The following is a 12,517-nucleotide window of genomic DNA, read 5'->3' as shown; positions in this document are numbered from 1 at the left end:
GTGCGTGTCCGGACGTAAAGCGTCGCAGCTCGCGCGAAGCGCGGTGAGGAAAGCAGTCCGGACACGCACCTCCGGAGACACCGGCCCCCGGCACCCACGCGCACCCGCACCCGACCACCGGCCCGAGCCGAAACGCACCCCGGACAACGGCACACGGCAAACGGCAAGCCCTACGACTGCGACGACGCGATCCAGCGGGCGAGAGCCCGCCCCGCTTCGCCGGAGTCGATCGACTCCGCCGCCCTCTCCATCCCCGCCGACAGCTGCGCCGACAGCGACTCCCCCGTCGGATCCAGCGCCACCAACGCCGCCGCCGAGTTCAGCAGCACCGCGTCCCGCACCGGCCCCGTCTCCCCCGCCAGCAGCCGCCGCGCGACATCCGCGTTGTACGAGGCGTCCGCCCCCCGCAGCGCCTCCACCGGCACCAGCTCCAGGCCCACGTCCCGCGGGTCGAACGCCTCCTCCGTCACCTTGCCGTCCCGTACGACCCATACCCGCGACGTCGCGGTGGTGGTCAGCTCGTCGAGGCCGTCGTCGCCGCGGAAGACAAGGGCTGAGGAGCCGCGCTCGGCCAGTACGCCCGCGATGATCGGCGCCATACGGGCGTCCGCGACGCCCGTCGCCTGCGCGCGGACCTTCGCCGGGTTGGTGAGGGGGCCCAGGAAGTTGAAGGTGGTGCGGATGCCCAACTCGCCCCGCGCGGCGGCCACATGACGCAGCGCCGGGTGGAACTTCACCGCGAAGCAGAAGGTGATCCCCGCTTCCTCGGCGACCTCGACGACCCGCTGGGGGGTCAGTGCCAGGTTGACGCCGAGCTTCTCCAGTACGTCGGAGGCTCCGCTCGCCGAGGACGCGGCGCGGTTGCCGTGCTTGACGACCTTCGCGCCGGTGCCGGCGACCACGATCGACGACATGGTCGAGATGTTGACGGTCTTGGCGCCGTCGCCGCCGGTGCCGACGATGTCGACGGTCCGGCCGGGTACCTCGATCAGGTTGGCGTGCGCGTACATCGCGCGTACGAGACCGCTGATCTCCTCGACCGTCTCGCCCTTGGCCCGCAGCGCGACGGCGAACCCGGCGATCTGGGCGTTGGTCGCCTCGCCGCTCATGATCCGGTCCATCGCCCAGGCCGTGGCGTCCGCGCTCTGGTCGGTGCCGCTCAGCAGCGCGTCCAGTACGCCCGGCCAGGTGCGGGCCGCCGTGGTGTCGCCTCCGACGGGGGTCACAGCGCTCATGCTCGCTCCTGGGTGTCCGGGTCCAATGCGTGGGCCTGGTGTGCGGCCTGTGGCCAGCCTATCGGCGCGTACCGGCGCGCAGGGCGGATGCCCGTACTCCGGGACAGGACATACGCCGAGGGCCCCGGCCGGTTCCCTCGCGGGAGACCGGGCCGGGGCCCTCGGTGGTGGCGACCTGGTGAGGCCGGGCGGGATCAGTGGTGGCCGTGGCCGCTGGTGATCTCCTTGTACTCCTCGGCGGTGGGCTTGGGGATCTGGGCGCCCTCGCCGTAGTAGCCCTTGCTCAGCTTCGAGCGGAGCTTCTCGGTGGGGCTCACCTTGCGCTCCACGCCGTTCTCGTCGACCGTGGGGCCGATCTCGGCCGGCTTGTACTGCTCGTGCGCGGTGAGCTTGTGCAGGTCTCCCTGCTCCAGCGGGGTGTGGACCTCGACGAACTCACCGTGCGGCAGCCGCTTGATGATGCCGGACTCGCGTCCGTGCAGCACCTTCTCGGCGTCGCGCCGCTGGAGGCCCAGGCAGATCCGCTTGGTGACGATGAAGGCGATGACCGGTCCGACGAAGAAGGCGATCCGGACGAACCAGGTGATCGCGTTGATCGACAGATGGAAGTGGGTCGCCCACAGGTCGTTACCGCCACCGACCAGCAGGATGAAGTACCAGGTCAGCCAGGCCACACCGAACGCGGTACGGGTCGGTGCGTTGCGCGGGCGGTCCAGGATGTGGTGCTCGCGCTTGTCGCCGGTGACCCAGGACTCGACGAACGGGTAGACCGCGATCGCGACCAGCACCAGCGGGAAGATGATCAGCGGGATGAAGACACCCAGGACCAGGGTGTGACCCGCGAAGTTGATCTCCCAGCCGGGCATCACACGGATGAGTCCCTCGGAGAAGCCCATGTACCAGTCGGGCTGGGCGCCGGTGGACACCTGGTCCGGACGGTACGGGCCGATGGCCCAGATCGGGTTGATCGTGGCGATCGCGGAGACGATCACGATCACACCGAAGACCAGGAAGAAGAAGCCTCCGGCCTTCGCCATGTAGACCGGCAGCAGCGGCATGCCCACGACGTTCCTGTTCGTACGGCCGGGGCCCGCGAACTGCGTGTGCTTGTGGTAGAAGACCAGGATCAGGTGGGCCACCACGAGGCCGAGCATGATGCCGGGCAGCAGCAGGATGTGGACCGAGTAGAACCGGGCCACGAAGTCGCCGCCGGGGAACTCGCCGCCGAACAGGAACATCGACAGATACGTTCCGACGACCGGCACCGACAGGATCGCGCCCTGCATGAACCGGACACCGGTGCCGGAGAGCAGGTCGTCCGGGAGCGAGTAACCGGTGAACCCGGTGAACATGCCCAGGACGAACAGCAGGAAGCCGAACAGCCAGTTGATCTCGCGCGGCTTGCGGAACGCGCCCGTGAAGAAGACGCGCATCATGTGGACCAGCATGGCCGCGAGGAAGATCAGCGCCGCCCAGTGGTGGATCTGCCGGATCAGCAGACCGCCGCGGACGTCGAAGCTGATGTCCAGCGTGGAGGCGAACGCCTCCGACATCATCACGCCCTGGAGCGGGACGTAGCCGCCGTGGTACTCCACCTCGTTCATCGACGGGTGGAAGAACAGCGTCAGATACACACCCGTGAGGATGATGATGATGAAGCTGTAGAGGGCGATCTCACCGAGCATGAAGGACCAGTGGTCCGGGAAGATCTTCCGCATGTTGGACTTGGCGAGGCTGTAGATGCCCAGCCGGCCGTCCGCCCAGTCGGCCACCCGCTCACCGGCGGGCACCTTACGGTTCTTGTCGTCAGCGGTACTCATCCGCGCTCCCAGAAGGCAGGGCCGACGGGCTCGTCGAAGTCGCCGAGCGCTTCGAGGTTGCCCTCGGCGTTCACACCGATACGCAGCTGCGGAAGGGGGTGACCGGCGGGGCCGAAGATGACGCGGGCGCCGTCGGAGAGGTCGAAGGTGGACTGGTGGCACGGGCACAGCGCGTGGTGCGTCTGCTGCTCGTACAGGCTGATCGGGCAGCCGACATGGGTGCAGATCTTCGAGTACGCCACGATCCCCTGGTGGGACCATTCGAGCTCGCGCTTGTCCTTGATCTCGTCCGGCTGGATCCGGACGATCATCAGAGCCGCCTTGGCGATCTGCTTCTGGAAGTCCTCGCTGTGCGTGTCGAGACCCTCCGGCATGGCGAAGGTCAGCGAACCCACGACGACGTCCTCGGGACGCAGCGGCTCATTGGTGTTCATGTTGATGAGCTGCTTGCCCTTGCGCCACAGCGTGGAGCGGAGCTTCTTCTCGGGCAGCGGGCCCAGGTCGCGCAGGAGCACCACGCCGGAGAGCGGCACCAGCGCCAGCGCGCCGAACATGGTGTTGCGGATCAGCTTGCGCCGGCCGAAGCCGGACTCCGCCGCACCGGCGGCGAAGTCCTCCAGGACCTTCGCCTTGACCTCGGGCGTCGCCTCGATCGGGTGGCGGTCGTCGGCGGTCTCCACGTCCGACATCAGCGTGCGGGCCCAGTGGACCGCGCCGGCGCCGATGCAGAACAGCGCGATGCCGAGGGTCAGTCCCAGCGAGAAGTGCAGGATGCTGACATGGCCGAACGGGAAGATGAAGACGCTCTTGTCGACCGGGAACGCCACGAACGAGGCGATGAAGGCGACGGTCGCGACCATCGACAGCGTGAACAGGAAGGCGACCGTGCGCTCGGACCGTTTGGCCGCCCGCTCGTCGATGTCCTGCACACGCGGCCGGTGGGCCGGCAGTCCCGGGTCGGCGAACGGGTCGTCCGTACGCTCCACCGCGCCGTGCGCGGCCCCCTGCTCGCTCGGCAGGTTCTCTTCTGGAATCTCTTCTTGGCTACTCATGACTTCTTGGCCTTAGCGGTGTGGGCCGCGACCCAGACGGCAACTGCGATCAAAGCACCCAGACCGAAGACCCAGGCGAAGAGCCCTTCACTGACGGGGCCGAGGCCACCCAGCTTCAGACCTCCGGGGCTCTCGGTCTCCTCGCCGTTCACCGCCTTGATGTAGGCGATGACGTCCTTCTTCTCCTGCTCCGGCATCGTGGAGTCGGGGAAGGACGGCATGTTCTGCGGGCCGGTCTGCATGGCCTCGTAGATGTGCTTCGGATCCACACCCTCAAGCGACGGCGCGGTCTTGCCGTGTGTCAGCGCCCCACCCTCACCGGTGAAGTTGTGGCACTGGGTGCAGTTGGTACGGAACAGCTCGCCACCGTTGGCGATGTCCGCACCGGCGGGGCTGTACTGCTTCGCGGTCGGCGTGATCGGACCGGCGCCGAGGGACGCGACATACGCGGCGAGCTGGTCGATCTCCTTCTGCGAGTAGATGACCTTCTTCTTCGGCACCTGGGCGCCGGGCGCCATGGCCGGCATACGGCCGGTGCCGACCTGGAAGTCCACGGCGGCGGAGCCGACGCCGACCAGGCTCGGGCCGTCAGAGGATCCCTGACCGCCGGTGCCGTGGCAGCTGGCGCAGCCGACGGCGTAGAGCTTCTTGCCCTCCTCGATGGCGAGGGACTGGGCGGTTTCGTCAGCCTGCGCCTTGCCCGCGGGCGCGAACGCGGTGTACAGCCCCCCGGTGGCCGCCAGCGCGAGGAGTAGGACGACGACCGCCGCCAGCGGATGGCGTCGTCGTGCGGAGAGCTTTTTCACGGATTACCCCGGTGTCAGGATCTTCTGCGTCGGTGCTTCTGGACTGTGTGCGCTCGGGCGCGGTGCCCGGCTACTTGATCAAGTAGATCGTGGCGAAAAGGCCGATCCAGACGACATCGACGAAGTGCCAGTAGTAGGACACGACGATGGCGGCGGTCGCCTGCTCATGGGTGAATCTCTTGGCCGCGTACGTCCTGCCCAGGACGAACAGGAACGCGATCAGACCCCCTGTCACATGCAGGCCGTGGAAGCCGGTGGTCAGATAGAACACCGAGCCGTACGGGTCGGAGGAGAGCGAGATGCCCTCCACCTTGACCAGCTCGGTGTACTCGAAGACCTGGCCGCCGATGAAGATCGCACCCATCACGAACGTGACCACGAACCAGGTGCGGAGCTTCTTCACGTCACCCCGCTCGGCGGCGAAGACGCCGAGCTGGCAGGTGAGGGAGGAGAGCACCAGGATCGTGGTGTTCGTGGCCGAGAACGGGATGTTCAGGGCATGAGCCATTTCCTTCCAGTACTCGGCTCCCATCACCGATCGCAGGGTGAAGTACATCGCGAAGAGGGCCGCGAAGAACATCAGCTCGGAACTCAGCCAAATGATGGTTCCGACGCTGGTGAGGTTCGGCCGATTGACCGACGGGTGCGCGTGCCCGGTTTCTACTGTCGTTGCTGTCGCCACGACCGACATTATGTCGGTCGCTTATCCCGCCCTGACTCCGGGGGGTGCCGTTCGGTGTGTCCATGCGGTGTGCCCAGGTCGAACGGACCCGCGAAGGGGTGTCATTACCCGTGCTGACATGGTGTCCGACGGAGTAGCATCCGCGGCATCGGTTCATGGCAATGACGCCCTGAAGCCCTCGCAGACACTGATGTCACGGAGGAACAATGCAGCCGACCGCCACGGTGCTGGTCTACAGCGACGACGCGAACACCCGCGAGCAGGTCCGGCTGGCGGCGGGGCGCCGGCCCGCCTCCGACGTGCCGCAGGTCGAGTTCCTGGAGTGCGCCACTCTGCCCGCGGTGCTCAAGCATCTGGACCGCGGCGGCATCGACGTCTGTGTGCTGGACGGCGAGACGGTCCCCGCGGGCGGCATGGGGGTCTGCCGGCAGATCAAGGACGAGATCTTCAACTGCCCGCCCGTGCTGCTGCTGATCGGCCGCCCGCAGGACGCCTGGCTGGCCACCTGGAGCCGCGCGGACGCCGCGGTGACCCTTCCGGTCGAGCCGGTCGGCTTCGCGGAGGCGCTGGCCTCCCTGCTGCGCGCCAGGCTCTCCGTAGACGCCTGAGGGCCGCGGACGCCAAGGCGTCCACGGCCCTCTCTCGGATGACTCGGTTCGGATTCCGGGACTCGGACGGGGCTCAGACGACGGGGCGGAGCCTCGCCTTGTCGGCGGGGCTGCTGCCCTCTCTCGTCCCGGCCTGGAGGACGCTGCCCTCGCGCCAGTCCTTCCAGTCCACGTTCCAGTCGCCGTAGCCGTTGCCGAAGTCCTCCATGTAGTCCCCGGCGCTGTTGATGACCTGGACGATGTCGCCCTCCTGGACGGTCTCGAAGAACCAGGCGGCGTTGCCGGTGGACATGCCCACGCAGCCGTGGCTGACGTTCGCGGACCCCTGCGAGCCCACGGACCACGGCGCGGCGTGTACGTACTCCCCGCTCCAGGTGACGCGGGTGGCCCAGTAGACGGGCAGGTCGTAGCCCTCACCGCCGCCGATGCCCACGCTGGTGCCGCGCATGCGGACGAAGTACTCCTGGCCCAGGACGACCTTGATGCCGTTACGCGTGGAGAAGCCCGGCTTACCGGTGGTCACCGGGATGCTGTTGATCTCTTCCCCGTTGACGTAGACCGTCATGTAGTGGGCGCTGGCGTCGACGATGGCCTCGACCCGGTCGCCGGTCTTCATCTTGATCGGCTTGACCGCGCCGCCGTACAGCTCTTTGCTGATCTTCACGCCTTCGAGGGTGCTCGACGCCGTGACGGTCCCGTTGGCGGGCCAGTAGTCCTTGGGGCGGTAGTGCAGTTCGGTGTCGTCCACCCAGTGCCAGGCGCCGCCGTCCGCGGCGGGCGTGGAGCGGACCTTCAGGGACCGCTCGACCACGTCCCTGGCCTTCTTCGAGGTGACGGGCTCGCTGAGCGTGGCGGTGATGGGCTGGCCGACCCCGTACTCGCCGGAGTCCGGGCCGAATTCGACGGTGAGCTTCTTCTTGGCGGGGCGGGTGTCGAAGGTGAGCGTCCGGAGGCCCGGGGCGCCCTTCTTGTTCTCCGTGGAGACCTTGACGGTGTAGCGGCTGCCGGCGGCCAGGGGCGCCGTGGAGTGCCAGCGTGTGCCGTCGGCAGTGAGCTCGCCGGCCAGGTAGTGACCCGTCTTGTCGACGGCGGTCACGTCGGTGATCTTGCCGTCGGTCCCCGTGGAGGTGACTTCGAGCGGCTTGTCCGGGTCGGCCTTGGTCTTGCCCGCGGACGTGCTGAAGGCAATCTTTCCGGTGGCGTCGGACGGCTTCGTGGAGAGCGGGTGCTGCTTCTCATCGCTGCTGCACGCGGTCGCGCTCGCCAGGAGGGACACGACCAGCAGGGTGCAGCTCAGGACGGTGCGCAAGCGCGGCTTGTGGGTCATGATCACAAGGTAAGAACGCTCGCCACTTTCCGCGCGCCGAGAGTGGCAAACGGGGGCCCGAGCACTCCGAATGGGAATGCTCGGGCCCCTGGTTCACTCAGTGTGCTACTGGTTCTGGTTCTCGCCCCGGTAGAACTCGAAGACCCAGCCCCAGAGGCCGATCAGAATCAGCGGCAGCGAGAAGTACAGCAGCCACCAACCGATTGCTACACCCAGGAAGCCCAGCGCGCCACCGACGGCGAGCGAGAACGGCTGCCAGCTGTGCGGGGCGAAGAACCCCACCTCGCCGGCCTCGTCCGCGACGTCGGCCTCCTTGTTGTCCTGAGCCAGCGCGTCCATCCGGCGAGCCGTGAAGGCCAGATAGAAGCCGATCATGACGCTCAGGCCGAAGGCCAGGAACAGCGCCGTCGTACCGACCGGCTCCTTCGACCAGACGCCGTAGACGACGGCGGTGGCCAGGATGAAGACGCTCAGCCAGATGAACAGCCTGCCTTGGATCTTCACTTGCCGACCTCCTTGCCACCCGCGAGGGCGGTGTCCTGCTGGTCGTCGAGCTCAAGGTGCTCCAGCGCGGCGATCTCGGGGTGGTGCAGATCGAACGCCGGCGATTCGGAACGGATCCGCGGCAGCGTGAGGAAGTTGTGCCGCGGCGGCGGGCAGGAAGTCGCCCATTCGAGTGAACGGCCGTAGCCCCACGGGTCGTCGACCTCGATCTTCTTGCCGTACTTGGCCGTCTTCCAGACGTTGTAGAAGAACGGCAGGACGGAGAGGCCGAGGACGAACGAGCTGATCGTGGAGATGGTGTTCAGCGCGGTGAAACCGTCGGCGGCCAGATAGTCCGCGTAACGGCGCGGCATGCCCTCGGCACCCAGCCAGTGCTGGACGAGGAAGGTGCCGTGGAAGCCGATGAACAGCGTCCAGAAGGTGATCTTCCCGAGCCGCTCGTCCAGCATCTTGCCGGTGAACTTCGGCCACCAGAAGTGGAATCCGGCGAACATCGCGAACACCACCGTGCCGAACACCACGTAGTGGAAGTGCGCCACCACGAAGTAGGAGTCGGACACATGGAAGTCCATCGGCGGCGATGCCAGGATCACACCGGTCAGACCGCCGAACACGAAGGTGATCAGGAATCCGATCGTCCACAGCATCGGCGTCTCGAAGGACAGTGAGCCCTTCCACATCGTGCCGATCCAGTTGAAGAACTTCACCCCGGTGGGCACCGCGATCAGGAAGGTCATGAACGAGAAGAACGGCAACAACACACCGCCGGTCACGTACATATGGTGCGCCCACACCGTCACCGACAGGCCCGCGATCGCGATCGTCGCCGCCACCAGACCGATGTAACCGAACATCGGCTTGCGCGAGAAGACCGGAATCACTTCGGAGACGATGCCGAAGAAGGGCAAGGCGATGATGTACACCTCTGGATGCCCGAAGAACCAGAACAGGTGCTGCCACAACAACGCACCGCCATTGGCGGAGTTGAAGATCTGCGCACCGAACTTGCGGTCCGCCTCCAGCGCGAAGAGCGCGGCGGCCAGCACCGGGAAGGCCAGCAGGACCAGCACACCGGTCAGCAGTACGTTCCAGGTGAAGATCGGCATCCGGAACATCGTCATGCCGGGCGCGCGCATGCAGATGATCGTGGTGATGAAGTTGACCGAACCGAGGATCGTGCCGAAGCCCGAGAAGGCCAGACCCATGATCCACAGATCCGCGCCGATACCCGGCGAACGCACCGCGTCCGACAGCGGCGAGTACGCGAACCAGCCGAAGTCCGCGGCACCCTGCGGGGTGAGGAAACCGCTCACGGCGATGATCGAGCCGAAGAGGTAGAGCCAGTACGCGAACATGTTCAGCCGCGGGAACGCCACATCGGGCGCACCGATCTGCAGCGGCATGATCCAGTTCGCGAATCCGGCGAACAGCGGCGTCGCGAACATCAGCAGCATGATCGTGCCGTGCATCGTGAACGCCTGGTTGAACTGCTCGTTCGACATGATCTGCGTACCGGGACGGGCCAGTTCGGCGCGCATGAAGAGCGCCATCAGACCGCCGATGCAGAAGAACGCGAACGACGTGACCAGGTACATCGTGCCGATCGTCTTGTGATCTGTGGTGGTCAGCCACTTCACGACGACATTGCCCGGCTGCTTGCGCCGTACCGGCAGCTCACTCTCGTAGGAGTCGTCAGCTGCTGCGGCGGCACCCTGGGGTTCGTTGAGGATGCTCACAGTTTGTTCGTCTCCGCATTCCTGGCCGGATCCGTCTGCGCGATGCCCGACGGGATGTAGCCGCTCTGACCCTTCTTGGCCAGCTCTTCCAGGTGCTTCTGGTAGCGCTCCGGGGAGACCACCTTGACGTTGAAGAGCATCCGCGAGTGGTCGACGCCGCAGAGCTCGGCGCACTTGCCCAGGAAGGTGCCCTCCTGGTTCGGGGTCACCTCGAACGAGTTGGTGTGCCCCGGGATGACGTCCTGCTTCATCAGGAACGGCACCACCCAGAAGGAGTGGATGACATCACGCGACGTCAGGATGAACCGGACCTTCTCGCCCTTGGGGAGCCACAGGGTCGGACCCGGGTTCCCGGTCTGCGGGTTCCGCTGGCCCGGGACACCGGCGTCGTAGACGCCCTCGGCACCCTTGGGGAACTGCTCCGTGAACCGGTTCGGGATGGCGTCGAGCTCCGGGGGGATCTCATTGCCCGTAGCGGGGTTACGGTCCACGTTCTCGATGTAGTTGAAGCCCCAGCTCCACTGGTAGCCGACCACGTTCACGGTGTGGGCCGGCTTCTCGGAGAGCGAGAGGAGCTTCGACTCGTCCCGGGCGGTGAAGTAGAACAGCACCGAGACGATGATGAGCGGGACCACGGTGTACAGCGCCTCGATGGGCATGTTGTACCGGGTCTGCGGAGGGACTTCCACCTTCGTGCGGCTGCGCCGGTGGAAGATGATGCTCCACAGGATCAGGCCCCATACCAGGATGCCCGTGATGAGCGCTGCCGCCCACGAGCCCTGCCAGAGGGAGAGGATCCGGGGAGCCTCCTCCGTCACTGGGGTGGGCATTCCAAGGCGGGGGAAGTCCTTGTATGTGCAACCGGTGGCGGTCGCGAGGATCAGGCCCGCAGTCAGCACCTGCGGCAGCTTCCGCCGCATCGGGCGCCGCGACGAGCGGTCGGAGCCGTTGGGACTCACGTAGCGCCTTCCCGAGAGTCTCGCCCGCGCGGCCGGCTGCGGCCGTCTCCTGGTCGGTCGCCGGCCCTGACGCGGGCAGGGGTTTGGATGTTTATGCGGACCAAACCCTACTGGACGCGTTTTGGGGCCGTGCGGGGAGGGTGCCCAACGCGCCGCCCGACTCCCCGAAGGGGTGGCCTGACCTTGCCCGGGGCTGCCCGGGAGCCCTGGAACGGCCGGTTCCGGGGCGCTTCTGACGCCCCCTCCGGATCGCTCTCCGGCCCTTCTCCTGATCCCCCTCCGGCCGCTCTCCGGATCTCTCTCCGGATACGCGGAAGCGGCACGTCCGGTACGCGGAACCGGCACGTCCGGGTACCCGCGTTAGCGTGGAGCGTGGCCTACTTCGACGTCGCTTCCTCCGCTCCGCTGCACCCCGTCGCCCGCCAGGCTCTCCAGGCCTCCCTGGACGAGGGGTGGGCCGACCCCGCCCGGCTCTATCGCGAGGGCCGGCGTGCCGTACTGCTGCTGGACGCGGCGCGCGAGGCCGCCGCGGAGGCGGTCGGCTGCCGTCCCGACGAACTGGTTTTCACTCCTTCGGGGACGTATGCGGTGCATTCCGGAATGTCCGGCGCGCTCGCGGGCCGTCGCCGTGTCGGGCGGCACGCGGTGGTGTCGGCGGTGGAGCACTCCTCGGTGCTCCACGCGGCGACGGCCCATGAGGCTGCGACCGGCGGCGCGGTGACCGAGGTGCCGGTGGACCGGCTCGGCGCGGTGTCGCCCGACGCGTACGCCGGGGCGCTGCGCGAGGACACGGCGCTGGCCTGTCTCCAGTCGGCCAACCACGAGGTGGGTACGGAGCAGCCGGTGGCGGCGGTCGCCGAGGCCTGCCGCGGCCGGGGCGTGCCGCTGCTGGTGGACGCGGCGCAGTCGCTGGGTTGGGGCCCGGTGGAGGGCGCCTGGTCGCTGCTGACGGGGAGCGCGCACAAGTGGGGCGGCCCGGCGGGCGTCGGGCTGCTCGCCGTACGCAAGGGCGTCCGGTTCGCCCCGCAAGGCCCGGCCGACGAGCGGGAGTCGGGGCGCGCTCCGGGGTTCCAGAACATTCCGGCGATCGTGGCCGCGGTGGCCTCACTGCGGGCGGTACGCGCGGAGGCGGCGGACGAGGCGGTGCGGCTGCGGGCGCTGGTGGACCGGATCAGGGCACGGGTGCCCGAGCTGGTGCCCGATGTGGAGGTGGTGGGCGATCCGGACCACCGGCTCCCCCATCTCGTCACGTTCTCCTGTCTCTATGTCGACGGAGAGGCGCTGCTGCACGAGCTGGACCGGGCGGGGTTCTCCGTCTCCTCGGGGTCGTCCTGCACGAGCGGCACGCTGACCCCGAGCCATGTGCTGCGGGCGATGGGCGTGCTGTCGGAGGGGAATGTCCGGATCTCGCTGCCCCTCGGCACCCCGGAGGCGGATGTGGACGGGTTCCTGGAGGTGCTGCCCTCGGTGGTGTCCGGCGTACGCGAGCGGCTCGGCGCGCCGGTCTCCGCCGCCGGGTCCGCCGGTACGGAGCCGTCGCTCGTGGTGGACGCGCTCGGCAAGCGGTGTCCGGTCCCGGTGATCGAGCTGGCGAAGGTGTTCGGCGACGTACCGGTGGGCGGGACGGTGACGGTGCTCTCGGACGACGAGGCGGCGCGGCTGGACATTCCGGCGTGGTGCGAGATGCGCGGCCAGGAGTACGTGGGCGAGCAGCCGGCGGACCACGGTGTCGCGTATGTGGTCCGCCGGATGTCGTAGCTCGTGAGCCCCGAGCCCTGTCCGGCCGTA

11 protein-coding genes are annotated in these 12,517 nt (G+C 67.7%); 2 read left to right on the top strand and 9 right to left on the bottom strand.

Annotated features, from left to right (window positions below):
* Nucleotides 1–170: 170 nt before the first annotated feature.
* The 5 genes from trpD to ctaE all read right to left on the bottom strand — a co-directional run bounded on the left by trpD (nt 171) and on the right by ctaE (nt 5,604).
* A complete protein-coding gene (gene trpD, locus ACFRKB_RS22780; RefSeq protein WP_383108130.1) occupies nt 171–1,235 on the bottom strand; it encodes an anthranilate phosphoribosyltransferase in 1,065 nt (354 codons plus the stop codon).
* A 194-nt stretch (nt 1,236–1,429) separates the two neighbouring features.
* The gene (qcrB, locus tag ACFRKB_RS22775) at nt 1,430–3,055 is read right to left on the bottom strand and encodes a cytochrome bc1 complex cytochrome b subunit (protein ID WP_383108128.1); all 1,626 of its coding nucleotides are present in this window, start codon (nt 3,053–3,055) and stop codon (nt 1,430–1,432) included.
* Complete coding sequence (qcrA, locus tag ACFRKB_RS22770; protein ID WP_383108126.1) at nt 3,052–4,107, bottom strand: cytochrome bc1 complex Rieske iron-sulfur subunit; 1,056 nt, start codon at nt 4,105–4,107, stop codon at nt 3,052–3,054. Before qcrA ends, qcrB begins: the two co-directional genes overlap by 4 nt.
* On the bottom strand, nt 4,104–4,913 hold the full coding sequence (gene qcrC / locus ACFRKB_RS22765; RefSeq protein ID WP_365977386.1) for a cytochrome bc1 complex diheme cytochrome c subunit: 810 nt from the start codon (nt 4,911–4,913) through the stop codon (nt 4,104–4,106). The genes qcrA and qcrC overlap by 4 nt, the downstream gene beginning before the upstream one ends.
* Before the next feature lie 70 nt (nt 4,914–4,983).
* Nucleotides 4,984–5,604 carry an aa3-type cytochrome oxidase subunit III gene (ctaE, locus tag ACFRKB_RS22760; RefSeq protein WP_365977385.1) on the bottom strand — a complete coding sequence of 207 codons (621 nt, stop codon included), beginning with the start codon at nt 5,602–5,604 and terminating at the stop codon, nt 4,984–4,986.
* Nucleotides 5,605–5,801: 197 nt separating this feature from the next.
* Between ctaE and ACFRKB_RS22755 the strand changes: the two genes are divergently transcribed.
* Nucleotides 5,802–6,203, top strand: coding sequence for a DNA-binding transcriptional response regulator (locus ACFRKB_RS22755; protein ID WP_383108124.1), 402 nt, complete (start codon nt 5,802–5,804; stop codon nt 6,201–6,203).
* Between the two features lie 73 nt (nt 6,204–6,276).
* Here ACFRKB_RS22755 and ACFRKB_RS22750 read toward each other — a convergent pair whose 3' ends face one another.
* The 4 genes from ACFRKB_RS22750 to ctaC all read right to left on the bottom strand — a co-directional run bounded on the left by ACFRKB_RS22750 (nt 6,277) and on the right by ctaC (nt 10,729).
* The gene (locus ACFRKB_RS22750; RefSeq protein ID WP_383108122.1) at nt 6,277–7,530 is read right to left on the bottom strand and encodes a L,D-transpeptidase; all 1,254 of its coding nucleotides are present in this window, start codon (nt 7,528–7,530) and stop codon (nt 6,277–6,279) included.
* Between the two features lie 105 nt (nt 7,531–7,635).
* Entirely contained in the window at nt 7,636–8,034 is a 399-nt protein-coding gene (locus ACFRKB_RS22745) for a cytochrome c oxidase subunit 4 (RefSeq protein WP_365977383.1), read from the bottom strand.
* Nucleotides 8,031–9,770 (bottom strand): aa3-type cytochrome oxidase subunit I, encoded by a 1,740-nt coding sequence (gene ctaD / locus ACFRKB_RS22740; protein WP_365977381.1) that lies wholly within the window; start codon nt 9,768–9,770, stop codon nt 8,031–8,033. The genes ACFRKB_RS22745 and ctaD overlap by 4 nt, the downstream gene beginning before the upstream one ends.
* Entirely contained in the window at nt 9,767–10,729 is a 963-nt protein-coding gene (gene ctaC, locus ACFRKB_RS22735) for an aa3-type cytochrome oxidase subunit II (RefSeq protein ID WP_383108120.1), read from the bottom strand. Before ctaC ends, ctaD begins: the two co-directional genes overlap by 4 nt.
* Before the next feature lie 372 nt (nt 10,730–11,101).
* Here ctaC and ACFRKB_RS22730 point away from each other — a divergent pair, with 372 nt between their 5' ends.
* Complete coding sequence (locus ACFRKB_RS22730; RefSeq protein WP_383108118.1) at nt 11,102–12,487, top strand: cysteine desulfurase/sulfurtransferase TusA family protein; 1,386 nt, start codon at nt 11,102–11,104, stop codon at nt 12,485–12,487.
* The last annotated feature ends 30 nt before the right edge of the window (nt 12,488–12,517 follow it).

This window comes from Streptomyces scopuliridis (assembly GCF_042790125.1).
GTDB lineage: Bacteria > Actinomycetota > Actinomycetes > Streptomycetales > Streptomycetaceae > Streptomyces > Streptomyces scopuliridis_A.
Note: the sequence above shows the minus strand (reverse complement) of the source record. Positions and strands in the feature narration are given on the sequence as shown.

Bases quoted from the DNA above. Each gene is read 5' to 3' on its own strand.
- ctaE (WP_365977385.1), bottom strand. From the start codon at position 5,604: ATGTCGGTCGTGGCGACAGCAACGACAGTAGAAACCGGGCACGCGCAC.
- qcrA (WP_383108126.1), bottom strand. From the start codon at position 4,107: ATGAGTAGCCAAGAAGAGATTCCAGAAGAGAACCTGCCGAGCGAGCAG.
- ACFRKB_RS22755 (WP_383108124.1), top strand. From the start codon at position 5,802: ATGCAGCCGACCGCCACGGTGCTGGTCTACAGCGACGACGCGAACACC.
- qcrB (WP_383108128.1), bottom strand. From the start codon at position 3,055: ATGAGTACCGCTGACGACAAGAACCGTAAGGTGCCCGCCGGTGAGCGG.
- trpD (WP_383108130.1), bottom strand. From the start codon at position 1,235: ATGAGCGCTGTGACCCCCGTCGGAGGCGACACCACGGCGGCCCGCACC.
- ACFRKB_RS22750 (WP_383108122.1), bottom strand. From the start codon at position 7,530: ATGACCCACAAGCCGCGCTTGCGCACCGTCCTGAGCTGCACCCTGCTG.